General features: G+C 67.1%; 20 protein-coding genes. 1 reads left to right on the plus strand and 19 read right to left on the minus strand.

The annotated features are described in order from the left end of the window. From QTH90_RS25070 to QTH90_RS25160, 19 genes are all read right to left on the minus strand, one after another. A complete protein-coding gene (locus QTH90_RS25070) occupies nucleotides 1-1,611 on the minus strand; it encodes an ATP-dependent acyl-CoA ligase (protein ID WP_286667277.1) in 1,611 nt (536 codons plus the stop codon). Then, nucleotides 1,601-2,332, minus strand: a complete 732-nt coding sequence (locus QTH90_RS25075) for an ABC transporter ATP-binding protein (RefSeq protein WP_286667278.1) — start codon at nucleotides 2,330-2,332, stop codon at nucleotides 1,601-1,603. Before QTH90_RS25075 ends, QTH90_RS25070 begins: the two co-directional genes overlap by 11 nt. Further along, the gene (locus QTH90_RS25080) at nucleotides 2,329-4,113 is read right to left on the minus strand and encodes a branched-chain amino acid ABC transporter ATP-binding protein/permease (RefSeq protein ID WP_286667279.1); all 1,785 of its coding nucleotides are present in this window, start codon (nucleotides 4,111-4,113) and stop codon (nucleotides 2,329-2,331) included. The genes QTH90_RS25075 and QTH90_RS25080 overlap by 4 nt, the downstream gene beginning before the upstream one ends. Further along, on the minus strand, nucleotides 4,110-5,165 hold the full coding sequence (locus QTH90_RS25085) for a branched-chain amino acid ABC transporter permease (RefSeq protein WP_286667280.1): 1,056 nt from the start codon (nucleotides 5,163-5,165) through the stop codon (nucleotides 4,110-4,112). Before QTH90_RS25085 ends, QTH90_RS25080 begins: the two co-directional genes overlap by 4 nt. A gap of 166 nt (nucleotides 5,166-5,331) precedes the next feature. Further along, nucleotides 5,332-6,489 (minus strand): ABC transporter substrate-binding protein, encoded by a 1,158-nt coding sequence (locus tag QTH90_RS25090; protein ID WP_286667281.1) that lies wholly within the window; start codon nucleotides 6,487-6,489, stop codon nucleotides 5,332-5,334. Nucleotides 6,490-6,529: 40 nt separating this feature from the next. After that, nucleotides 6,530-7,000, minus strand: a complete 471-nt coding sequence (locus QTH90_RS25095) for an aromatic-ring-hydroxylating dioxygenase subunit beta (RefSeq protein ID WP_444814758.1) — start codon at nucleotides 6,998-7,000, stop codon at nucleotides 6,530-6,532. Further along, nucleotides 6,997-8,322, minus strand: coding sequence for an aromatic ring-hydroxylating dioxygenase subunit alpha (locus QTH90_RS25100; RefSeq protein ID WP_286667282.1), 1,326 nt, complete (start codon nucleotides 8,320-8,322; stop codon nucleotides 6,997-6,999). Before QTH90_RS25100 ends, QTH90_RS25095 begins: the two co-directional genes overlap by 4 nt. Before the next feature lie 19 nt (nucleotides 8,323-8,341). After that, nucleotides 8,342-9,487: an ABC transporter substrate-binding protein gene (locus QTH90_RS25105; protein ID WP_286667283.1), complete on the minus strand. Its 1,146-nt coding sequence runs from the start codon at nucleotides 9,485-9,487 to the stop codon at nucleotides 8,342-8,344. 116 nt (nucleotides 9,488-9,603) lie between these two features. Then, nucleotides 9,604-10,761: an ABC transporter substrate-binding protein gene (locus tag QTH90_RS25110; RefSeq protein WP_286667284.1), complete on the minus strand. Its 1,158-nt coding sequence runs from the start codon at nucleotides 10,759-10,761 to the stop codon at nucleotides 9,604-9,606. A gap of 128 nt (nucleotides 10,762-10,889) precedes the next feature. Beyond that, nucleotides 10,890-11,624 (minus strand): SDR family NAD(P)-dependent oxidoreductase, encoded by a 735-nt coding sequence (locus QTH90_RS25115; protein WP_286667285.1) that lies wholly within the window; start codon nucleotides 11,622-11,624, stop codon nucleotides 10,890-10,892. Then, the gene (locus tag QTH90_RS25120; RefSeq protein WP_286667286.1) at nucleotides 11,621-12,436 is read right to left on the minus strand and encodes a cyclase family protein; all 816 of its coding nucleotides are present in this window, start codon (nucleotides 12,434-12,436) and stop codon (nucleotides 11,621-11,623) included. The genes QTH90_RS25115 and QTH90_RS25120 overlap by 4 nt, the downstream gene beginning before the upstream one ends. A 16-nt stretch (nucleotides 12,437-12,452) precedes the next feature. Further along, entirely contained in the window at nucleotides 12,453-13,703 is a 1,251-nt protein-coding gene (locus QTH90_RS25125) for an SDR family NAD(P)-dependent oxidoreductase (protein ID WP_286667287.1), read from the minus strand. Continuing rightward, on the minus strand, nucleotides 13,700-14,872 hold the full coding sequence (locus QTH90_RS25130) for a thiolase family protein (RefSeq protein WP_286667288.1): 1,173 nt from the start codon (nucleotides 14,870-14,872) through the stop codon (nucleotides 13,700-13,702). Before QTH90_RS25130 ends, QTH90_RS25125 begins: the two co-directional genes overlap by 4 nt. Further along, on the minus strand, nucleotides 14,869-16,491 hold the full coding sequence (locus QTH90_RS25135; protein ID WP_286667289.1) for an AMP-binding protein: 1,623 nt from the start codon (nucleotides 16,489-16,491) through the stop codon (nucleotides 14,869-14,871). The genes QTH90_RS25130 and QTH90_RS25135 overlap by 4 nt, the downstream gene beginning before the upstream one ends. 7 nt (nucleotides 16,492-16,498) lie before the next feature. After that, nucleotides 16,499-16,984, minus strand: coding sequence for an aromatic-ring-hydroxylating dioxygenase subunit beta (locus QTH90_RS25140; RefSeq protein WP_286667290.1), 486 nt, complete (start codon nucleotides 16,982-16,984; stop codon nucleotides 16,499-16,501). Then, a complete protein-coding gene (locus tag QTH90_RS25145; protein ID WP_286667291.1) occupies nucleotides 16,984-18,297 on the minus strand; it encodes an aromatic ring-hydroxylating dioxygenase subunit alpha in 1,314 nt (437 codons plus the stop codon). The genes QTH90_RS25140 and QTH90_RS25145 overlap by 1 nt, the downstream gene beginning before the upstream one ends. A 173-nt stretch (nucleotides 18,298-18,470) precedes the next feature. Then, nucleotides 18,471-19,463 (minus strand): PDR/VanB family oxidoreductase, encoded by a 993-nt coding sequence (locus tag QTH90_RS25150; RefSeq protein ID WP_286667292.1) that lies wholly within the window; start codon nucleotides 19,461-19,463, stop codon nucleotides 18,471-18,473. Between the two features lie 16 nt (nucleotides 19,464-19,479). After that, the gene (locus tag QTH90_RS25155) at nucleotides 19,480-20,973 is read right to left on the minus strand and encodes an indolepyruvate oxidoreductase subunit beta family protein (protein ID WP_286667293.1); all 1,494 of its coding nucleotides are present in this window, start codon (nucleotides 20,971-20,973) and stop codon (nucleotides 19,480-19,482) included. Between the two features lie 12 nt (nucleotides 20,974-20,985). Then, nucleotides 20,986-23,169, minus strand: a complete 2,184-nt coding sequence (locus tag QTH90_RS25160; protein ID WP_286667294.1) for a thiamine pyrophosphate-dependent enzyme — start codon at nucleotides 23,167-23,169, stop codon at nucleotides 20,986-20,988. Nucleotides 23,170-23,253: 84 nt separating this feature from the next. Here QTH90_RS25160 and QTH90_RS25165 point away from each other — a divergent pair, with 84 nt between their 5' ends. Then, nucleotides 23,254-23,784, plus strand: coding sequence for a MarR family winged helix-turn-helix transcriptional regulator (locus QTH90_RS25165; protein ID WP_286667295.1), 531 nt, complete (start codon nucleotides 23,254-23,256; stop codon nucleotides 23,782-23,784). The last annotated feature ends 3 nt before the right edge of the window (nucleotides 23,785-23,787 follow it).

The following is a 23,787-nucleotide window of genomic DNA, read 5'->3' on the forward strand; positions in this document are numbered from 1 at the left end:
CTAGACCTTCGTCGCCTTGCGGCCGGCGGGACGCCGGTCCCACGTCTGCGGCGTCACGCCGCGTTCGCGCAGCTTGTACTTCTGCACCTTGCCGTTCTCGGTGCGCGGCAGGTCGGCCAGCACGTCGACATAGCGCGGCACGGCGAAGTAAGGCAGGCGTGCTTCGCAGAATCGAGTGAGTTCGTCCGGGTCGATGCGGCGATCGGGCCGGACCACCAGCGCGCACATCACCTCGTCTTCCGCCAGTTCGGAACGCACCGGATAGACCGCACAGGCAGCCACGCAGGGATGGCTCAGCAACACCTGCTCGACCTCGAAGGAGGAGATGTTCTCGCCCCGGCGCCGGATCGCATCCTTGATGCGGTCGACGAAGCGGAAGGCGCCGTCGGCATCGCGCACCACGCGGTCACCCGTGTGGAACCAGAGATTGCGCCAGGCCTCGACGGTCTTCCCGGGCATGTTGAAGTAGCCGCTGGCGAAAGCGTAGGGCTCGTCCGCGCGCAGCAGCAGCTCGCCGGCTTCGCCGGGCGGCAGTTCGACGTCGTCCTCGTCGGCGACGCGCGCATCGAAACCCGGCCGCAGCCATCCCATCACGCCGCCGCGCGGCGAGTCGGGCGCAGTGGCGATGGCGAAGTTGGTCTCGGTCGAGCCATAGCCTTCGAGCAACCGCACACCGGTGCGCTCCAAGAAGTCCTGCCCCGCCGCCGCCGGTACACCGGGACCCAGCCCGGTGCGGACGCGGTGATCGCGCTCGCCGGGCCCCTCGGGTTGCGCCAGCAGGATCGGCACCATCGCGCCGAGCAGATAGACGACCGTCGCGCCGCTCGCACGCATCGCCGGCCAGAAGCCCGAGGCCGAGAAGCGCGACTCGAACACGACCTCGCAACCCGTGATTGCCGCCTGCGCGAAGGTGTTGAGCGCATTGATGTGGAAGAGCGGCAGCGTGGTGCACAGCACGTCGTCGGCGTCGACGCCGAGCACCTCCGCGCTGTTCACACCCCACCAGAAATACTGCGCATGCGGGCAGACGACGCCCTTCGCCGGCCCGGTGGTGCCGGAGGTGTAGAGGATGGCGAGCGGATCGCCCGGCTGCACCGCGGCGGGCTCGATCGCTTCTGCGCCGGCCGGATACGGGGTCGAACGCACGCCCTCGGGGGCCTGCCAGGCGACGGATGCCTCCTGCGCTTCGCCGACGACCCAGACTTCGCGCGGCTTCGTGCGCCCGAGATCGGCCGTCTTCAGCCGCTCCAGGAACTCCGCATCGATCACGAGCAGCTTCGCCTCGCTGTTGGCGAGGAAGTATTCGATCTGCGGCCCCATCGATGCCGTGTTGATCGGCACGACCGATGCACCGAGCCAACCCGCCCCGAAGAACACTTCCAGAAACTCGATGCGGTTGCCGCACATCAGGGCGACCCGGTCCCCCCGCGCCACACCGGCTTGCGCGAGCACGGCAGCGCGCGCGCCTGCCGCATCGGCTGCATCCCCATGAGACCACGCGCGCCCCGCAATCCGGAGCAGCGGACGCCCCGCGAACTGCGCCGCCTGGCGCTGCAGCATGGCGGGCAGCGTGCGCTGCGATGGCAGCAGCGCGCGGGCCTCAGTCGTCATCGTGGGTGCCTCCGCCGAGATAGGTCGCCTGCACACGGGGATCGCTGGCGAGGTCTTGCGACGCGCCCGAGAGCGCGATCTCCCCGGTTTCCAGCACGTAGCCATGGTCCGAAGTTTCGAGCGCGGCGCGTGCGTTCTGCTCCACCAGCAGGATCGACACGCCGTCCTCGCGCAGCTTGCGCACGATGGTCAGGATGTCGCGCACGATCAACGGCGCGAGGCCCAGGCTGGGCTCGTCGAGCATCAGCAGGCGGGGTGCGGACATCAGCGCACGGCCCACGGCGAGCATCTGGCGCTCGCCGCCCGAGAGCGTGTCGGCGCGCTGCGCGCGGCGCTCGGCCAGGCGCGGGAAGCGGTCGTAGACGGATTGCAGCCGGCTCTTCAGCGCATCGCTGCGCAGGCGACGGGAGTAGGCGCCGAGCTGGAGGTTGTCGAGCACGCTCAGTTCGCCGAAGAGCTCGCGTTTCTCCGGCACGAGGCACAGGCCACGCTCCACGCGCGCCTCGACGTCGAGGCCGTGCAGATCCTCACCCTCGAAGCGCAGGATGCCCTTGCACGGCAGCAACCCCATCGCCGCAGCCAGCAGCGTGGTCTTGCCCGCACCGTTAGGGCCGATCACGGAGATGATCTGGCCGTGCTCCAGGCTGAGCGTGACACCACGCACAGCATCCACTTGCCCGTAAGAAACGTGCAGATCCCCGATCTCCAACATGGCGGTCATACGACGCTCCCGAGGTACGCAGCCTGCACACGCTCGTCCGCACGCACGGCCGACGGCACTCCTTCCACGAGCTTGGAGCCGAAGTTCATCACCACCAGCCGGTCCACCAGTTTCATCACGAAGTCCATGTCATGTTCGACGATGAGGATGGTCACGCCCTCCTCCCGCAGTTTGCGCAGCAGGTCGCCGAGCGCCATCTTTTCCTTGCGGCGCAAGCCGGCGGCCGGTTCGTCCAGCACCAGCAGCACCGGGTCGGCGGCGAGGGCACGCGCGATCTCCAGGATGCGCTGCGTGCCGAGCGGCAGGCTGCCCGCCAACTCATGGGAACGGTCGCCCAGGCCGATGCGGTCGAGCTGGCGCTGTGCTTCCTGCAGGATCTGGCGCTCTTCGGTGCGGTCCAGCCGCAGGCCGGCCTTGAGCACGCCCGTCGTGGTCCGCGAATGCGCGCCGAGCGCGACGTTGTCCAGCAGGCTCATGTGCGGCCGGAGCTTCACGTGCTGGAAGGTGCGTGCCAGACCGAGCCGCGCCACCTTGCGCTGCGGCAAGCCCGCGATGTCCTGGCCCAGGAAGCGCACCTGTCCCGCCGTCATCGGCAGCGTGCAGGTCAGCAGATTGAACATGGTCGACTTCCCCGCGCCGTTGGGCCCGATCAGCCCGACGATCTCGCCGGCCTTCACGTCGAAGCTCACGTCGTTGACCGCCACCAACCCACCGAAGCGCTTCACGGCGCCCGTCACGGAGAGGATCGGCGACCCGCGGTCCGGCAGCGTGCGGTGCGGCAGCGGTTCCACCGGCGTGGTCGGCTCGCGCGACGGCGGCGCGGCGAAGCGACCCCGCGTCCAGCGCCGCACGAAGCCCATCAGCCCGCCACGTGCAAAGTGCAGCAACAGGATGAAGAGCGTCGCGAAGGCCACGGCTTCGAGCTGGCCGGCGCGTTGCGTCAGCATCGGCAGCACGTCCTGCAGTCCGTTCTTCAGGATCAGCACCAGGGCAGAACCGACCAGCGCGCCCGCAAGCTGCCCGAGGCCGCCGGCCACTGCCATCAGCAGGTACTCGATGCTTGCCCGCACGTCGAAGGGCGACGGGCTCACGAAGCGATTCATGTGCGCATAGAGCCAGCCCGCGAGACCGGCGAACAGCGCGGCCGTGACGAACAGCGAGAGCCGCACGCGGTAGGCGTCCTCGCCCACGCTCGCGAGCAGCGTCGCGCCGCCTCGCAGGCTCCGGATGGCACGGCCCGGTCGCGATTCGAGCAGGTTGCGGCTGAACAGGAAGGCCAGCCCGACCAGCGCCCAGATCAGGTAGTAGATGGCGCGTGGGTCGGCCAGCGACCAGCCGCCGATCCTGAGTGCCGGGATGTTCGACAGACCCGTGTGGCGTCCCAGCGCATCGACGTTGCCGAACAGCATTGCGATCGACAGCCCCCACGCGATCGTGCTGAGCGGCAGGAAGTGCCCGCCCAGTCGCAAGGTGAGCATGCCGATAGCGAGCGCTGACAGCCCGGTCAGCAGCAGGGCGAACAGCAGCCCGATCCACGGCGACAAGCCTTGCGCGGTGGTGAGCCAGGCCGTCGCATAAGCCGCGATGCCGACGAAGGCCGCCTGCCCGAAGGAGGTGGCGCCCCCGATGCCGGTGAGCATCACCAGCCCGAGTGCGACGAGTGCGCCGATGCCGATGTCGTTCAGCAGCGAGACGGTGAAGTTGCCGGCCAGTGCGGGCACTATGGCAAGGGCCACCACGACGAGGCCGATCCAGAGCTTGCGTTGGACGAGCGGGCTCATTGGTCCACCTCGTCTTCTTCCTCTTCGGAGTGCACGCTGAGGAAGGACCTCAGCATCAGCACCGGTATGAGCAGGCTGAACACGATCACATCCTTGAGCGCGCCGCTCCAGAACGACGCGAAACTTTCGACCACGCCCACTGCGAGGGCGCCAACGGCCGTCATCGGGTAACTCACGAGCCCGCCAATGATCGCGGCGACGAAGGCCTTCAGGCCGATGATGAAGCCGGAGTCGTAGTACATGGTGGTCACGGGCGCGATCAACACGCCGATCAACCCGGCCAGCAGCGATGCGCTGCCGTAGGCCAGCAAGGCAGTGCGCGCCGGCCGGATGCCGACCAGCCGCGCACCGACGCGGTTGACGGCGGTCGCGCGCAGCGCCTTGCCCGCCACCGTGCGTTCGAACACCAGGAAGAAGAGCCCGCTCAGCACGATCGCCGAGCCGACCATCAGCACCACCTGGCCACTGACCGAGAAGCCGTCACCCAGCGGGATGGTTCCGCTCGCCAGCGGCGCGGTGCGCGAGCCTTCCGGCCCGAAGAACAGCAGGCCCAGTCCCGACAGCAGGAAGTGCAACGCCAGCGACACGATCAGCAGCACCAGCACCGACGCATCCGCGATCGGCTGGAACACGACGCGCGCCAGCAGCGGCGCGATGGGAACCACGAGCAACACCGTCACCGCGATCTGCACAGCCGCCGGCACGCCGGGCCGTGCGGTGGCCCAGGCCAGCACGCAGGGCAGCAGCGGCAGCACGCCCCAGGCCAGGATGGCCTTGGGCACCTTCTTCGCCTCTCCGCGCCGGATCAGGCTGCCGACCTCGGTCAACGTCGCCAGCACCGCCAGCACGATGACCAGCCCGATGGTGGGCGGAAGGCGGCCGGTCTCGAAGGCCGCCAGCGTCAGCGCGGCAAAGGCCGCGATGTCGCCGAAGGGCACGAACACCACCCGCGTGACGGAAAAAATCAGCACCAGTCCCAGCCCGGCAAGCAGATAGACCGCGCCATTGGCGAGCCCGTCGATGCCCAGGATGAGCGCCACGTCCCATGTCATTGAAGAAATCCTCTGGGGTTGAACAAAGCTGCACGCAATGCGCTGCAGTGCGTGGGATGCCGCGGAACCGGCTTCGCCGGGCCGCAGGCATCGCCCCCTCGAAGGGGGTTGGCGGCCACACGAAGTGGGCAAGCCTGGGGGTGATCTATCCCTGCCTGGGGGTGGGTCATTGATCTAGCTTCCATTGACCGTTCTCCAGCTTGACGATCACGCGTGCGCGCTCGTCCACGCCGTAGAGATTGCCCGGCTTGAAGTTGTAGACACCGTGCGTGCCGACGACTTCCTTGGTGCTCGCGATGGCATCGCGCAGCGAAAGCCTGAACTCGGGCGTGCCCGGCTCGCCCTTGGCGCGCGCGGCGGCATCGGTGAACACGAGCCAACCGTCGAAGGAATAGGCCGAGAAAGCATCGCTGGTCGGCGCGTTGTTGACCTTCTGGAACACCGAGCGGAAGTCCATCGCGATCTTCTTGGTGGGGTACTCGGCCGGCAGCTGCTCGGCCACGATCACCGGCCCGGTCGGCATCAGCGCGCCCTGCCCGGAGGCACCGACCACGCGCACGAAGTCCGGGTTGATGAGGCCGTGCTGGCCGTACACCGGGCCCTTGAATCCGCGCTCGGTCAGCGCGAGAAAGGGCAGCGCGCCCGGCGTGCCGGCGCCGCCGGTCATCACCGCGTCGGGCTTCATCGCGACCAGCTTCAGCACCTGGCCGGTGACGGATGCATCGGCGCGCGCATAGCGCTCGTTGCCCAGCACCTTGATGCCCGCCTCGGGGGCCGACTTCATCAGCGCGTTGTAGACCAGGTCGCCCCAGGCGTCGGAGAAGCCGATGTAGCCGACCGTCTTGATCCCGTCCTTCTTCATGCGCTGCACGACCGCGTCGATCATGAGTTGCGTCGGCTGCGCGACGGTGAACACCCATGCGTTCTCGGCGGGGTCGAGCTGGATCGGCGTGAGGCCGATCATCGGCACCTTGGCATCGCGGCCGACCTGCGCCATCGCGATGGCGGCGGGCACACCGGAGGTGCCCATCAGGATGTCGACCTTGTCCTCTTCGACCAGCTTGCGCGCATTGCGGCCGGCCGTGGTCGGGTCGGAGCCGTCGTCCAGCACGATGAGCTGGATCTTCCGGCCGTTGACTTCGGGCTTGTACGCGAGGGCCGCCTGCATGCCCTTGGCGTAGGGCACGCCGAGCGAGGAGTTGGGGCCGGAGAGCGAAACGCTCAGGCCGACTTTGAGGTCGGCCGCGAACGCGCTCATGGCGAAGCCGGCGCCCAGTGCGGCGGCCAACGCGGTGCGCGTCAAGGTCTGCATCAAGCTCTTCATGTCGTGACTCCTGGTGGGGGTGGAATGGTTGAGCGGGCGCTCAGATGAACAACTGAATGGCCGGCAGTGCGCGCCCGGCGTTGAGAAGGTCGATCCGCTTCTGGCGGATGGCCCAGCCGTCAGGCGTGCGCACGAGGCGGTGACGGCAGGTGCCGGCGAGCAGGATCTGGTCGTCCCCGCGCGCCTCGACGTAGATGAAAGGCGTGCGCAGCGTGATCTCGCCGGTTGCCCCGTCCTCGTGCTCGACGGCGGAACGCTGCAGCACGTGCTGGCTATGGCTCGCAGGATGCTGCGAATGCGCGCGAGGATTCTTCAGGCGGTCGACTCGCAACTGCAGCAGCAGCCGGTCTTCGTAGGCCAGGGAGTTGTGGGAGTACGGGTCCGCCTGAGCCGCGCCGAGCAGCGGCACCCAGTAGTGGCCGTCTTCGGTGAACAGCGCCAGCCAGTCGTCGAAGCGGCCGGCGTCCAGCAGCGCGGCCTCGGCGGCGATGAAGTCTTCCGGCTGCATCACGCCGCCGTCTCCATGCCGGCCGTCATGAATCGGGCCCAGGCGCGGAACTGGTTGCGCATCAGCAGCTCGTTGGTGCCATTGGTCGTGGTCGACGCCTGCGTGAGTTCGGCCGGATCGAAGTTGCGATGCAGGCTCACCCATTCATTGCCTTCGGCGCGCAGGCCGTGCTGCATGCTCTCGAAGAGATGCACGTCGTCGTGGGCGACCACGGACATCGGCGAGAAGACGAGGCGGTTGTAGTTCATCGCGCGCTCGAACAGCAGGTCGGGCGCACCGGCAGCGCGAAAGCTCCAGGCCTCGATCAGCGTGCGGTTGGCGGCGAGTGGGCGAATCACGCGGATCGCCTGCGGTGAGCCCTTCACCGACAGGCTCGGGAAGAAGACGGAGTTTTGCGGCGAGCGCTGCAGGATCTCCGCCGCCCGTTCGGCACCGTGCGCGGCGCGCATCGCCTCTTCGTATTCTGGCAACTGCGCGTAGTTCGAGTGGATGCTGAAGTTCACGCCGAGCACGCTGTGCCCGTTGGCAAAGACGCGGCCACCCATCTTGTCGAAGAAGTCGTAGCCCGAGCCGAAGGGCAGGATCTGCTCCATGGCCATCGGCTTGGGCGCGTCGGGCGCCCGCCCCTGCCACAGCGCATCGGCCGCCTGCGTGGCGGACTCGTGCGTCGACATCGGATGCACCGTGTCGTTGATGTTCTCCAGGTACATCTTCCAGTTGCAATGGATGATGTTGCGCATCACGCCGCCGCCGACGGTCAGGCGGCCTTCGGGCGAGCGGTCGACCATGTTGTCGATGGCATGCAGCACCTCGCCGAAGTAGCTCTCGAAGTCCGGTCCTTCGTCGGAGAGGCGCGCGAAGACGAAGTCGCGGTAGACGTGAACGTGCCTGACCGGCGTGAGCCCCTGCCCCGATTCGCATTCTTTCAGGCGCGTGCCCTCGTAGCCGCTCTTGAGCGGAATGGCGAGCGGGGCACCGTCGAGCTTGTAGGTCCAGGCGTGGTACGGGCAGCGGAAGAACTTGCCCGTGTTGCCGCACTCGTCGGTGACGAGCCGGCTGCCCTTGTGCGCGCAGCGGTTGTAGAACACGCGGACTGCGCCGTCAGGCTGCCGGACCATCATCACCGGACGGCCCGCGAGGTCGAGCGACCAGTAGTCGCCGGCGTTGGGCACCTGGCTCGCGTGGCCCACGTAGAGCCAGGTGTTGGCGAAGAACTGCTCCTGCTCCAGTCCGAACAGCTCTTCGCTCAGATAGACGTCGCGATGAACGCGGTCGTCCTGCACCAGCGCTCGGATCGCGTCAGGACGGTTGCGGTAGGTGTTCATCGCGGCAGCAGCGTGAGGGTCAGGGAACCAGCTTCCAGACGCCCTTTTCGCTGCGCACGATCACCACCGCGCGCTGATCCGAGCCATAGCGGTTGTCCGGCTTGAAGTTGTAGATGCCGTGCGTGCCGGTCAGCTCCTTCGTGCTCACGATCGCATCGCGCAGTGCCGTGCGGTACTGCGGCGTGCCGGGCTCGCCCTTGACGCGCGATGCCGCGTCGGCGAGCAGCAGGTAGGCGTCGTAGGTGTAGGACGAGAAGGCATCAGTCGGCACCGAGCCGTTGACCTTCTTGTACGCATCGCGGAACCCCATCGACACCTTCTTGATCGGGTTGCTGTCGGGCAACTGGTCGGCCACCAGCACTGGCCCGCTTGGCACCTGCAGGCCTTCGATAGAGGCGCCGCCGACGCGCACGAAGTCGGCGTTGATGAGGCCGTGCGTGCCGTAGATCTGGCCCTTGTAGCCACGATCGGCGAGCGCGAGGTAGGGCAGCGCCCCGGGCGTGCCGGAGTTGCCGGCGAACACCGCATCGGGTCGGGCCGAGATGATCTTCAGCACCTGGCCGGCAACGGACGAATCGCTGCGCGCATAGCGCTCGTTCGCGACCACCTTGATGCCTGCGGCCTCGGCGCTCTTCACCAGCGAGTCGTACGCCAGGTCGCCCAGCGCGTCGGAGAAGCCGATGAAGGCGACCGTCTTGACGCCCGATTTCTTCATGCGCTCGACGACGGCCGCAACCATCAGCGGGAAGGGTTGCGACACCGTGACGGTCCACGCGCCCTCGGGGCCGGGAATGGTGACGGGCGTGGGCGAGATCAGCGGCGTGTTGAGCTCGCGCGCCACTGCTGCGATGGCCATCGCACCGGGGACGCCCGAAGTTCCGATGAGCACGTCGACCTTGTCCTCGACCACGAGCTTGCGCGCATTGCGACCGGCCGTGGTGGGGTCCGACGCATCGTCGAGCACGATCAGTTCGACCTTGTGGCCGGCGAGCGCGGGATGTTCGGCAATCGCGGCGCGAATGCCCTTCTCATAGGGAATGCCAAGGGCCGACACCGGACCCGAGAGCGAGCTGATGAATCCGACTTTCAGGTCTGCCGCCGTGGCGTGGGCGGCTGCGAGAGCGACGGCGGTGAGGCCGACGAGTTGAGCGAGGTTTCGAATCATCTGGGGCTTTTCAAAAGGGTTTCAGGAATACCGCGGAACCGGCTTTGCCGGTCCGCTGGTATTGCCCCCTGCAAGGGGGTGGGCGGCCACACGAAGTGGGCAAGCCTGGGGGTTCTTCACGGAACCAGCTTCCATTGACCCTTTTCGAGCTTGACGATGACGCGGGAGCGCTCGTCGGAGCCGTAGCGGTTGTCGGGCTTGAAGTTGTAGACGCTGTGCGTTCCGACCAGCTCCTTGGTGCTGACGATGGAATCGCGCAATGCGACGCGGTACGCGGGCGTGCCCGGCTCGCCCTTGGTACGTGCCGCGGCGTCGAGGAACAGCAGCCATGCATCGAAGGAATACGCCGAGAACGCATCGGTCGGCGGCGCGCCGTTGGCCTTCTGGTAGGCCGTGCGGAAATCCATCGACACCTTGCGGATCGGATTGGCGTCGGGCAATTGCTCGGCGACGATGACCGGGCCGGTAGGTGCCAGCAGCCCTTCGACGGCAGTGCCGCCGACGCGTACGAAGTCCGGGTTGATCAGCGCGTGCATGCCATAGATCTGGCCCTTGTAGCCACGCTCCGCCAGGACGAGGTAGGGCAATGCGCCCGGCGTGCCCGAGGTGCCGGTGATAACCGCGTCGGGACGCAGCGCAACGATCTTCAGCACCTGCCCCGTGACCGACGAGTCGCCACGCGCATAGCGCTCGTTCGACACGATCTTGATGCCGGCCGGCTCGGCGCTCTTCTGCAGCGCGTCGTAGACCAGATCGCCCCATGCATCGGAGAAGCCGATGTAGCCGACCGTCTTGACGCCCGACTGCTTCATGCGTTCGACCACCGCGCTCACCATCAGCGGCGCAGGCTGCGGCAGCGTGACCATCCATGCGCCTTCCTCACCCGGCAGGTTGGCGTTGGCAATGGAGATCAGCGGCGTCTTGGTTTCGCGTGCGACCGCAGCGATGGCCAGTGCACCCGGCGAGCCGGCCGTGCCGATGATGACGTCGACCTTGTCCTCGTCGATGAGCTTGCGGGCGTTGCGTGCGGCGGTAGACGGGTCCGACGCATCGTCGAGCTGCACCATCTGGATCTTGCGGCCGTTCAGCTCCGACTTGTAGGCCACCGCAGCCTTGATGCCCTTCTCGTACGGGATGCCGAGCGACGAGACAGGGCCCGACAGCGAGGTGATGAACCCCACCTTGAGATCGGCTGCCCATGCACTCGCGGCAGTCAGGGCACTGAGGCCGGCGGCAATACCCGCCAAGGCACAGATTCGGGTCAGGACTTTCATGCAAACCTCCAGGGGGTGAACAAGCACATGATTTATGAACTATTTAGGTGTCAAGAATGCTAGCGAGGCGATGGCGTGGTGACAAGGGAGAGAACGATGAGTTGAGTGGAAGTGCGCGCGTCGCACCGCTAGAGGGCCAGACTGCCCACGCTGGTGCCGCCGCACACGTAGAGGACCTGCCCCGTGACGAAGCTGCTCGCGGGGTCCGCAAAGAAACGCACGGCCCGTGCCACATCCGCCGATTCACCCAATCGCTTGACGGGTATCGATGCGGCAAGCGCGCGTTCCTTGTCGCTGCCGGCTTCGACGACGTCGTAGAACATGTCCGTGCGGATCGGCCCCGGCGCGACGACGTTGACCGTGATGCCATCACCCGCGAGTTCGAGCGCCCAGGTGCGCGCCATGCCCAGCATGCCGGCCTTGGTCGCCGAGTAGTTCGTGCGGGTGGCGAGGCCGAGCGCCGCGCGCGAGGACAACAGCACGACGCGGCCGAATCGCTGCGCGCGCATCGTCGGCAGTGCGGCCTGCACGAGCTGGATCGCGCAGCCGAGGTGAAGATCGACCAACGCGTCGAGGTCGTCGAGCTTCACATCCGCCAGCAGCGCGGGGCGGATCACGCCGGCGTTGTGGACCACGGTCGTCACGTCGAAGCGGCGCACCAGGTCCGCCACCGCTTGCGCCGTGGCCGCGCGGTCCGCGAGATCGACCTCGATGCTGTGCAGCTTCGGGTGATCGATGTCGCAGCGGCGGCGCGCGAGCGACACCACTTCGTAGCCCTGCGCGAGCAGGTCTTCGCAGATCGCCTTGCCGATGCCCGCGCTGCCGCCGGTGACGACCGCAACCTTGGATGCCGCTGCGCTCATGGCTGTGCTCCGATGAGCGCGAGCACGCGCAAGGGACTCCCGCTGCCCTTCTCGATCTTGAGCGGCGGGCAGATCAGCACCGCGCCGGAAGGGGGCAGCAGATCGAGGTTGCTCAGGCACTGCAAGCCATAGCGCCCCGCACCGTGCATGTAGTAGTGGCACGGGTACGGCGGCCGCAGGTGATAGCCCTGCCCCGCATCGGTTCCGATCGCTTCGGAGCCGAAGCCGAGAACGTCGCGCTGTTCGACCAGGAAGCGCACGGCCTTGGTGCTCGGGCCGGGCGTGTGCTGGCCCGTCTCGTCGAAGTTCTGATACGCCTCGGGATCCTGGCGCTTCGACCAGTCGGTGCGCATCAGCACCCAGGCGCCCTTCGGGATGCGGCCATGGCTCGCTTCGTATTGTTCGATGTCCTCGATGGTGAGCAGGTAGTCGGGGTCGTCCTTCACCTGCGGCGAGCAATCGATCACGCAGGCGGGTGCGACGAAGTGCTGCACGGGAATCGTGTCCACCGAGTTGTTCGGCAGGTCGCGGCCCGAGATCCAGTGGATGGGCGCATCGAAGTGCGTGCCCGTGTGCTCGCCGCACGAAAAGTTGTTCCAGTACCAGCCCGGGCCGCGCTCGTCGTACTTCGACACTTCCTCGATGCGGAAGGGCCAGCACTGGCCCATCTCTGGCGGCAGCGCGATCTGCGGGAAATCGGGCGTCAAGGTCTGCGTGAGGTCGATCACGCGGATGCGGCCCGTCGACATGGCGCTCACCAGCCCGCCGAGGATTTCGGCGGTCGACATCAGTTCGGTTGTTGCTGTAGTCATCGTGTTGCTCCTGGTCTCAACCGCCTGCCGCCAGTTCACGTTCGAGAATCTTGGGGTTGTCGCGCCACCGCTCCAGCCATTCCTGTGCCACGTCGCCGGGGTACACGTCCTCGACACCGTCGCGCAGCGCCTTGACGATCGCGCTCGCGAGTGCGCCCGCGCCGAGCTTGGGCGGTGGCGTGTGCTGGTTCCATTCGTCGTCGATGGGGCCGGGGAAGAGATTGATCACGCGGATGCCGGCCGGCCGCATCTCGGCGCGCAGGCACTGCGCGAGCGAATGGGCCGCGGCCTTCGACGCGCTGAAGGTGCCGTGCGGCGGGAAGTTGCTCAGCGCGTAGATCGACAGCAGGTTGACCCACGCCGTCGCCCCGGTTACGCCATCGGCAGACCGGCCCTTGAGCGCCGGACCGAACTCCTGCGCAAGTCGCAGCAGGCCGAAGTAGTTGATGTCCATCTCGGCCTTGGCCACGTCGGTGCCGCGCCGTGCGCCGATGCCGAAGCTGCGATGCACCTCGGCGTTGTTGATCACGATGTCGACCTTGCCTCCGATCTCGCCGGCCAGTTCGCTCACCGAGCGGCCGTTGGTCAGGTCGAGCGGCACCAGCGTGACCTGCGGCAACGCAGTGATGTCGTCGAGCCCGCCCGTCTTCTTCCAAGGCTCGGCATGGCCGACCCACACGATGTCGGCGCCCGCCTTGACCAGCGCACGCACGATGGCCTGCCCCACCTCGGTCTTGCCATCGGTGACGAGCACCTTGCGGAATTTCGGGTCGCTCGTCATTTCTCTCAGCATCTTGTCGTCAGCCATGTGGGGGCTCCCTTCGTCCGGAAATCCAATGAGTACGGCCTGGCCCGCGCGATCGAGCCGGGCGCCGACGCGCACGCGCGTGGGCGCGTCGCCGACTTCGCCATGCAGGTGGACCATCAGGGTCGGCCCTGCGTCGAGGTGCACGAGGCCCAGCCGCCATGGCAGCCGCTCGCGAAAGAACAGGTCGTTGCTGTGGTACAGCGTGGTGCTGCTGAGCAGTTCGCCCTCGCCGCCCTGCTCACGCCAGTGCAGGCGCGGCGAGAGGCACTTGTGGCAGGCCTCGCGCGGCGGGTATTGCACGGTGCCGCAGTCCTCGCAGGTCTGCAATTCGAAGCGGCCTTCGGCGGCGGCGGCGGTGATGCCGAGCGCCACCCGGCCACGCGCCCACGGCGGCAGGTTCATCTGCCGGGTGCGGAGCACCGGGTTCTTGCGCTTGGGGCGCATCAGGGGCATGGTCATGCCGGCCTCCCGAGAATGACTGCGCCTGTGCACAGGCAGCGGTCGTAGGTCACCATTCCGAAGCCGGCGACAAGGCCCACCTGGGCACCAGACACGACACGTGGTCCTGCCGTGTCCGTGAGCTGCCGGATGGCCTCGGTCATGCCGAGGAATCCACCGGCCGCACCGGCCTGCCCGGCCGAGAGTTGCCCGCCGCTGGTGTTGTTGGGAAAACTGCCGTCGCTCGTCATCGTGTGCGAGCGGACGAAGGCCGGGCCCTCGCCCTTCTCGCAGAAGCCGAGGTCCTCGAACTGCATCATCACGATCACCGGGTAGTCGTCGTAGGTCTGGATGAAGTCGATATCCGATGGCGCCGCGCCGGCTTGCGCGTAGAGGTCGTCGCGGTCCATGCGCCAGCCGCCGCGGATCATCACGGGGTCTTCCGAATACGCGTTGTGCCGCTCGATCGCGCCGCGAATCACGACGTGGGCCAACCCGAGGTCGCGCGCACGTTCCTCGCTCATCACCAGGAAGGCCTCGGCACCGGCACAGGGCATCACGCAATCGAAGAGGTGGATCGGGTCGGAGATCGGCCGCGCGGCGATGTATTCGTCGAGCGTCAGCGGCTTCTTGAACATCGCGTGCGGATTCTGGAGCGCGTTGCTGCGCTGGTCGACCGCGATGCGGCCGAAGTCCTCGCGGGTCGCGCCGAACGTGCGCATGTAGTGCGCGGTGATGAAGGCAAAGATCGAGTTGGGCCCGCCCGATCCGTAGGGATAGGTCGCGTCGCGCGCGAAGTTGCTGAAGCTGCCCAGCGTCTGCCGGAAGGAGTCGACGTGGTTGGTGTCGGCGGCCACGCAGGCGACCACGTCGGCGTCACCCGACTGCACGGCACGCGCCGCGCGGCGAAGGCACATCACGCCCGAGGCGCCGCCGGTCGGCATGTGGTCGAGCCAGCGCGGCGAGAGGCCGAGGTGCTGCGTCACGCCGACGGCGGTGTCGGGCGCCAGCGAGAAGCTGCTGACGCACAGGCCGTCGATCTGCTCCTTCTTCACGCCGCTGGCTTTCACCAGCGCCTCGATCGCCTGGCCGAGGAACCAGTGCGCGGTGCGCGTCGAATAGCGCACGTAGGGCACGGTCACGGGCACGGCGACTGCCACGCCTTCGTACGAGAGTCGGCGTTTCGTCATCCTTGCCTCTTCTTCATCGAGCGGGTATCGATGCAATGGGCTTGCCCCGGCAGCGCCTGCGCGAGTTCGCGCAACTGGCCGCGCTGGATCTTCTGCGATGCGGTGAGCGGCAGTGCGTCGACGAAGGCGATGTAGCCCGGAGCCTTGTAGTAGGCCAGTTGCGCGAGCGCATGCTCGACGATGCTGGCCGCGACCTGCGAGGGGGAGGACGCATCCACGTCGTCGCGCATGACGATGCAGGCCAGCACCTCGTCGCCGCGCACCGCATCCGGCGTGGCGGCGACTGCGGACGTCTTCACGGCCGGGTGCTGGTTGAGCACGCTTTCCACTTCGACTGCAGAGATGTTCTCACCGCTGCGGCGGATGACGTTCTTCTTGCGATCGACAAAGTAGTAGTTGCCTTCGGCGTCGCGCCGCACCATGTCGCCGGTGTGGAACCAGCCGCTGGCCCAGGCCTCGCGGGTCGCGTCCTCGTCCTTCAGGTAGCCGGAGAAGAAATAGCGCTTCGGATCGGCGCCCGACGAGCGCACGAGCAGTTCGCCCGGCGTGCCGTCCGCTGCATCGCGCCCCTCGTCGTCCACGAGTCGGATCTCGACGAATGCCTCGCGGCGACCGAAGCAACTCGTGCCAACGTGGCGCGGTTCGTGGTTCGCCATCACGCACGCGGCGGCGCCGGTTTCGGTCATGGCCCAGGCCTCGACCAGCGGGAAGCCGAAGCGCGACTCGAAAGGCGCATGGTTCTTGCGATCCACCCCTGCGCCGAAGCCCCAGCGGATGGCGTGCTCGCGGTCGGATGCCGCCGCGGGCGCGGACAGCAGCATGGCAGGCATGACGCCCAGGTAGTGCGCGATCGTGGCGCCGCTCTCGCGTGCGCTCTGCAGCCACGACTTCGGATGGAAGCGATCGAGTTGCACCAGGCATCCGCCCGCGACGAGGACCACCATGGTCGAGAACGCCATCGCGTTTACATGATTGAGGGGGAGCGGCGTGATGATGCGTTCGGCGTCGGGCCGGACCGGGCAGAGGTCGCCGAGTTCCGCATACCACTGGCCTGCGCGCAGGAAGTATTCGTTGCTCAGCATGCACCCTTTGGGCCGGCCGGTGGTGCCCGAGGTGTAGAGCAGCGCGCATTCGGTGGCGAGCCCGATCGGCTCGGCCGCGCGTGGCGGCGTGGTCTTCGACGGCGGTACGGCATCGTCCGGCCCCATCGCCTCGAAGGCGATGCCCGCCGTCTCGGCCGCGGCGCGGAGGTCGTCCGCACGGTGCGGCAGCGTCACGGCCAGGCCGATCTCGCTGTGGCCGATCAGGTAGCTCAGCTCGGCCGCGCGCATTTCGGCGTTGATCGGCACGACGCTCACGCCCAGCGCGTTGAGCGCAAACCAGTGAAAGAGAAAGGCCGGCCGGTTCTCCAGCAGCAAGCCGACGCGATGACCGTGGCCGTAGCCGGCCGTGGCGTAGGCCAGCTTGAGCCGCTCGACCGCGGCGGCGGCTTCGCCCCACGAAATGGCGCCAGGTTCGATGCCGTAGGCCGCCGCGGTGACCGACTCGGTGAACAGGAACTCGGCCTGTGGCGTGCGCCGCGCGCTCGCGCTGAAGGCATCGTGAACGGTAGCGTTCATGGCTTGCCTAGATGAAGAGCTGCACAGCCGGCAGCGCGGCATCGCAGTTGAGCAGGTTGACGCGCTTCAACGTCATGCGCAACGCGCCGTCCTCCGCCGTGAGATGGTGGAAGAAGGTGCCGACGTAGAACTGCAACTCGTCGCCCTGCGACTCGGTGTAGTGGAACTCCGTGCGCACGACATAGCGCTTGGCATCGGCATCGAATTCCTCGACCGTCGGTGTTTGCAGCAGGTGGTGGCAACGGCTCGGCGGTTGCTGCGAGAACGCGCGCGGGCTCTTCAGGCGCTCGATGCGCAGGTCGCGCAGCAGCTTGTCCTCGTAGAGGTGCGACGTGTGGTTGATGCCGTCTTCCTGATCCGGGACGAGCGGGACCCAGTAGAACGCGTCATCGGTGAAGAGCGCATTCCATTCCTCGTAACGCTTGGCATCGAGCAGGCGCGATTCGTTGACGACGAAGTCGATCAGGTCCTGGCGTGTCACTGCGGCCTCCATCACATCGTCTCCGTCATGTAGCGGGCCCAGGTGCGGTACTGGTTGCGCATGGGGAGCTCGCTGGTGCCGATCGTGGTGATCTCGCCGCCTGCAGTTTCTGCGGGGTCGTAGTTGCGATGCAGGCTCACCCACTCGTTGCCGCTCGCATGCAGCCCGGCCTGAATGCCGCGATAGGCCTGCAGGTCGTCATGACCCACGACCGAGAAGGGCGAGTTGATCAGCCGGTTGTACATGGTCGTGCGTTGCAGCAACTCGGGCGGCGCGCCCTTCAGGCGGAAGGTCCAGCTCTCGATCAGCGTCTTGTCGACCGAGATCGGACGCACCACGCGGATCGCCTGGATCGCGCCCTTGATGGTGAGGTTCGGGTAGTACACGGTGTTGTGCCGCGCCATGCCGAGGATCTGTGCGGTGCGCTCCTCGCCGTAGGCCGCCTTCATCGCGTTGTCGTACTCGGGGATCGCCTTGTACTTGCTGTGGATGCTGAAGTTCACGCCCGTGAAGCTGTGGCCGTTGTCGTAGGTGCGCACGCCCATGTCCTCGAAGAACTTGTAGTCCGACATGAAAGGCACGAACTGCTCGATCGCCATCGGCTTCGGCTCGTCGGCCGGCTTGTCCGCCCACATGCTCTTGGCGGTGCCGGCGGAGGACTCGTGCGCCACCATGGGGTGCATGGTGTCGTTGAGGTTCTCGACGAACATCTTCCAGTTGCACTGGTGCATGAAGCGCAGGCAGCCGCCGGCGATTTCGAGTTCGCCCTCGGGCGAACGGTCGGCCATGTTGTCGATGGAGCTCAGCGAGTCGCCGAAGAATTCCTCGAAGTCGGGGCCGACGTCGTTGATCTTGATGAAGATGAAGCCGCGGTAGCTGCGCACGTTCTTCAACGTGGTCAGGCCCTTGGCCGATTCGCACTCGTGCAGCTGCGTGCCTTCGTAGCCGTTCTTGAGCGGGATCGACAGCAGCGAGCCATCGGTCTTGAAGGTCCACGCGTGGTACGGGCAGCGAAAGAACTTTCCGGTGTTGCCGCAGGGCGCGGTCACCAGGCGCGACCCCTTGTGCGCGCAGCGATTCATCATGGCGCGCACCGAGCCATCGGTGTGGCGCACGATGATCAGCGGCCGGCCGGCGATCTCGGTGTTGAGGTAGTCGCCCGGCTTCGGGATCTGGCTCTCGTGGCCTGCGTAGTTCCAGGTGTTGGCGAAGAAATGTTCCTGCTCCAGCTCGAACAGTTCGGCGCTGGTGTAGAGGTCGCGGTGCACGCGGTCGGGTTGCACCAGCGCACGCACGGCTTCGGGGTTGCCTCGGTAGGAAGTCACTCTATCTCTCCTTCACGTTGTCATTCGCCTGGCACCCGCCCCCTCACAGGAGGCCGCGGAGCAGGCCACGCGTGGGCACCCGCGGAACCGGCTCCGCCGGGCCGCCAGGGTGCGCCCCCTTGAGGGGGGGCAGAGCCACACGCAGTGGGCGAGGCTGGGGGTGTTCTTCATTTCTAGATGTCCAGCACCAGCCGCTGTCCCTTGATGCGCGAGATGCAGATCTGCATGACGTTGCCCTCGGCCTTCTCGCGCGCGGTCAGCACATAGTCGCGATGGTCGATCTCGCCTTCGAGCACCGGCGTCGCGCACACGCCGCATTCGCCACGCTTGCAATCGAACATCGGATCGCAGCCGTGCTCGATCAGGCAGTCGAGGATGCTCTGGTCGGCCGGCACCGTGAATCGCTGGCCGGATTGGGCGAGCTCGACCTCGAAGGCGTGGTCGCCCTCCTCCACCACCGGCGTGGTGAAAAGCTCGAAGTGCACGCGGTCATGGGTCCAGCCGCGCGCCTGGGTCTGGGCGAGTACGGCGTCGAGCATGACCTTGGGTCCGCACACGTAGAGCCGGTCGCCCGCCGGAATGCCATCGAGCAGCGCGCCGATGTCGAAGGCGCCGCCACGCTCGACATCCGAGTGGACGAGCAGGTCATCGCCCAGCACGGCTTGCAGTTCGGGCAGGAAAGCCATCAGCTCGCGGCTGCGGCCGGCGTAGTGCATGCGCACCGGCAGGCCTTCGGCGCGGCGGCGCGTTGCCATGCTCGCCAGCGGCGTCACGCCGATGCCGCCGGCCAGCAGCACGGTGCCGCCGGGGCCGGTGTGCAGCGGGAAGTCGTTCTTCGGCACTTCGATGGTGACGAGGTCGCCTTCGCGCAGCCGCTTATGCATGAAGCGCGAGCCGCCGCGGCCTTCATCCTCCTTGCGCACTGCGATGACGTAGTCGGTGGGCGCATCGGTGGCATCGGCCTGCGTGCCGAAGTTGATCAGCGAGTAGTGGCGCCAGTCCTGCTTGCCGTCCGGCAACTGGACCTGGATGCGGATGTGCGCGCCGGCGGTGTAGCCGGGCAGCACGCCGCCGCCGACTGCGGCCAGCCGGAAGGTCTTGATCAGCGGATTGAGTTCACGCGCCTCGACGACGCGCATTTGCAGGGTGGCGGGCTGGGCAGACATGGGCAGGATTTCCGGATCAGGCGAGCGCGTGCTGGGCCAGCGCGGCGCGCAGTTTGTGGCCGTGTTCGTCGGCGAGCGCCGCGTCGCGCAGCTCGCGCAGCGTGGCGGGCGCGATGGCCGTGCCGGCGCGCTGCAAGGCATCCATCACGGTGTCGTAATTGCGCAGGCCGCGCTCGTGGGTGTCGCTGTAGCCCTTGACGAGCCGCTGGCACTGCGCGACTTCGACGGCGAGCGCAGGGTTGTCCGCGGCGATGTCGGCGATGCGCTTCAGCCACTCCTCGATTCGGCGGTTTTCCTCGGCGTAGCGCAAGGTCGAACGGCGCCAGCGCTTCATCCCGGCGACGGTACTGAGCATCAGGTAGCCGCGCAGCGAGCTGGTCTGGATCACGCGGCCTTGTTGCGTGAGGCGTTCGACCAGCTTGCGCGGCCAGGTGGAGTTCATCAGCCAGCGGCCGAAGCCAGCCGGCAGGGTCTCGCAGATTTCCTGCAGGCGCGGGTGCATGTATTCGTTGATGGCGAGCACCTGGCCGTCCTGCACGCGGGCTTCGCCGCGCACGCGCTCGAAACGCGATGAGCGGGTCTTGAGGGCAGCGACGCGGGCGGTGTCTTCGTAGGACATCCAGAGCGCGAGATGGCGCGCCGTTTCGCGCAGCAGGCGGCCTTCGTCCTTGCCCGACAAGGCAGCGATGGCGGCCATGCGGTCGAGATAGAGGCCTGCGTAGTCGACGTCCTGGTAGTCGATCAACTTGCGCACGCCTTCAAGCAGCAGGTAGTGCGCGGTGGACGGAAAGTCGCGCTGTACGCGCTCCACCAACGCGCGCACTGCAGGGTGGCGCGGTTGCGGTGCCGGGACTTCAGCCACCGGTGCCTCCGGCTCCAGTGCGCCCTGCGCGCGTGCGAAGGCCGCGCCAAAGGCTTTCAGGCTCGGCTTGACGCCGACCCCGCCGCGCTCGATGGTCGCCTCGAACTGCGCCCGACCGAAAGGCAGGACACCCGCGCCGGCCAGCGCACCAAAGAGCACCGCGCTGATCACGCTGCCCGCCGCTTCCGCGGCCTGCGCCATGTCGAAGCGGATGAAGCGCTTCGCTGCGCGCTCGGCATGCGCCAGCAGTTCAGCGCTGTCGACCCGGCCGTCGCCCATCGCGCTCTTCTCCGCGATCGAATAGACACGGTGGGTCGATGCGATGAAGGTCGTGCGGTCGCGCGTGACGAGACCGCGCTGCACGGCGCGGCCGGCTTCCATCAGCTCCGATGCGAGCACGACGTCGACATCTCCCGGCAGCGGCATGAGCGCCAGCACGGGCTTCCCGCCATCGGCTTCCGCTTGCGCCTCGGGATAAAGCTCGACGTAGTAGATCGTGGCGCCGGTGCGCTGGGCGACGCCCGGCACGGAGGTGGTCTGGGCAACGTAGCCGTTGGCCTCGCCCATATCCACGATCCAGTCGGCAAGCACGCCGCCCCCTTCGCCGCCCATGGCAAGGATCGCGATCTTGATAGGTTGTTGTCGCATCGGATTCACTCTTCAGAACGCATAGACCGCGCGGCGTTTGGCCTCGCCCTTCTGCAGCCAGCCAATCACCCGCATGCGGATGCGTTCGCGCAGCACGTCCCAGCGGCTCGGGTTGCTGACGATCTGCGCCTTGTAGAACGAGGGGCACAGCACCGCGGCATGCGAGACCTCGCCGCACACGCCGCAGCCGACGCAACTGTCGAGCACGGTCGCCACCGGGTCGGTGCGCAGCGGGTCGGGATTGGGCTTGATCGACAGCGAGGGGCAGCCCGAGAGCCGGATGCACGAGTGGTCGCCCGTGCAGGTGTCGGAATCGACACCGAACTTCTCGCGCACCATGCGCTTGCCGCTCGCGATGGCGTTGCGCACCATCGGCTTCTCGCGGCGTTGCTTGTTGAGCATGCATTCCGATTGCGCGATGAGGACCTTGGGACCCTTCTCCTGCGTGGTCAGCGCCTCCTTGAGCGCATCGCGCATGCCGGCCACGTCATAGGTGCGGCGCATGGTCTTCACCCACTTGACGCCGACGCCGCGCACCGCGCGCTCGATCTCGTGGCCGGTGCTGCGCGTCGCGTTCAGCGCGTTGGACGAAAGGATGTCCTGGCCACCGGTGGCGGAGGTGTAGTTGTTGTCGACGACGATGGTGAGGTTGTCGCTGCGGTTGAAGACCGCGTTGGCGACGCCGCTCGTCAGGCCGTTGTGCCAGAAGCCGCCGTCGCCCATCATCGAGATCGCGCGCTTGCCCGCAGGCGCATTGAGCGCCGCGGCTCCCGCGCCACCCAAGCCGTAGCCCATCGTGGTGTTGCCGATGTTGAACGGCGGCAGGATCGAGAACAGGTGGCAGCCGATGTCGGCGCTCACGTGGTGCGGGCCGAGTTCGCGCTCCACCAGCTTCATCGCGCTGAAGATCGGACGCTCGGGACAGCCGGTGCAGAAGCCCGGTGGGCGCGCATGCACGCTGTCGCCCAGCGGCTTCGCAGGTTCGGGCGCGGCATCGACGCCGATCTCCGCTACTTCGGTGAGCGGGATGACCTTGCGCACCACGGCAGGCACCGGCAGCGGCTGGAGCCGGCCGTAGTGCTCGCAGAAGCTGCGCGCACCCTTGAGCAGTTCCGCCGCCGTGTACTCGCCGGCGACCGGGAGCATGTCCTTGCCATGCAGGGCGGTGGTCGAACCGGCCTGGCGCAGGATGGTCGCGAGGTTCTGCTCGACGAAGTTGGGCTGGCCCTCCTCCACGATCAGCACGGCGCGCTTGCCTTCGCAGAAGCGCAGCACCTCGCTCTCGATCACGGGGTAGGCGACGTTCATCACGTAGAGCGGCACCTTGGTGTTGCCGTAGACGTCGGCCAGTTCCAGCCGTTCGAGCGCACGGATCATCGTGTTGTAGCTGCCGCCCTGCACGATGATGCCGATGTCGTCGGCGTCTTCCGAGAAGAACTCGTTGAGCTGGCGCTCCTCGATGAAGCGCACGGCGGCGGGCCAGCGGTCCTTCACCTTTTCCTGCTCGTGCAGGAAGCTCGCGGGCGGCAGCACGATGCGGCTGACGTCGCGCTGCGGGCTCTCCAGCGCCTCCTTGATGGTGAACTTCGGGCGGCGGTTGTCGCCCGCGATGAACTGGCCATGCACGTGGCAGGCGCGGATGCGCAACTGCAGCATCACCGGCGTGCGGCTGGCCTCGGAAAGATCGAAGCCCTGCTTGACCGCATCGACGATGCTCGGCAGGTTCGGGCGCGGATCGAGCAGCCACATCTGCGACTTCATCGCGAAGGCGTGGCTGCGCTCCTGCATGATCGACGAGCCCTCGCCGTAGTCCTCGCCGACGATGATGAGCGCGCCGCCGGTCACGCCACCCGAAGCAAGGTTGGCGAGTGCATCCGAGGCAACGTTGGTGCCCACGGTGGCCTTGAAGGTCACGGCACCGCGCAGCGGGTAGTTGACGGAGGCGGCCAGTGTGGCGGCCGCGGTGGCTTCGCTGGCGCTGTTCTCGAAGCGGATGCCCTGCTCCGCAAGGATGTCCTGCGCGTCGGCCAGCACGTCCATCAGGTGGGAGATCGGCGCGCCCTGGTAGCCGGCCACGTACGAGACCCCGGATTCGAGCAGCGCCTTGGTGACTGCCAGAATGCCTTCACCCCGAAAGACTTCGCCTCCGGAAAGACGGAGCTTCTTGACTTGCTCTATGAACGATCGCTCAGCCATGGCGGCCCTTTCTTGTCAGGAATCGTGGGGTTCCTTTCGAAACCTCGGCCTCTATAATGTTTAGTACTGAATGTATTCACAATCATGAATAACCCTAGACATGCAAGCAGCGTGCCCGCCGAGGGTCAGGGACCATTCACCGACGAGGAGCCCGTCGGGGCACTCCGCTTCGTCGATGACTACCTGCCGGCGCTCCTGGCGCAGGCGAGCCAACTCATCTCCTCGGAGTTCCACCAGGTGGCGCGCCAGCACGGGTTTTCAGTTTCGGAATGGCGGGTGATGGCATCGCTGGCGGGCGGCGAGCCGATCAGCATCGGGCAGCTCGCACAGATCACCGTGACCAAGCAGCCGACGGTGACGCGACTGCTGGACCGGATGGAGGCGCGTGAACAGGTCGAGCGCCTGCCCCACGACAGTGATCGGCGTGTCACTCTGGTGCGCATCACGCGCAAGGGTGCGAAGGCGGTGGAACACCTGATGGAACTGGCCCGCGAGCACGAGCGGCGCGTGCTCGAACCCTTCGGGCTCCAGCGCGCGGAAGAACTCAAGAGCACGCTGCGCCACATCATCGAATTGCACGCAGGGGCACCGGCAGAGGCGCCGGACGCGGAGTAAGCC

The organism is Variovorax flavidus, assembly GCF_030317145.1.
Taxonomy (GTDB): domain Bacteria; phylum Pseudomonadota; class Gammaproteobacteria; order Burkholderiales; family Burkholderiaceae_C; genus Variovorax; species Variovorax flavidus.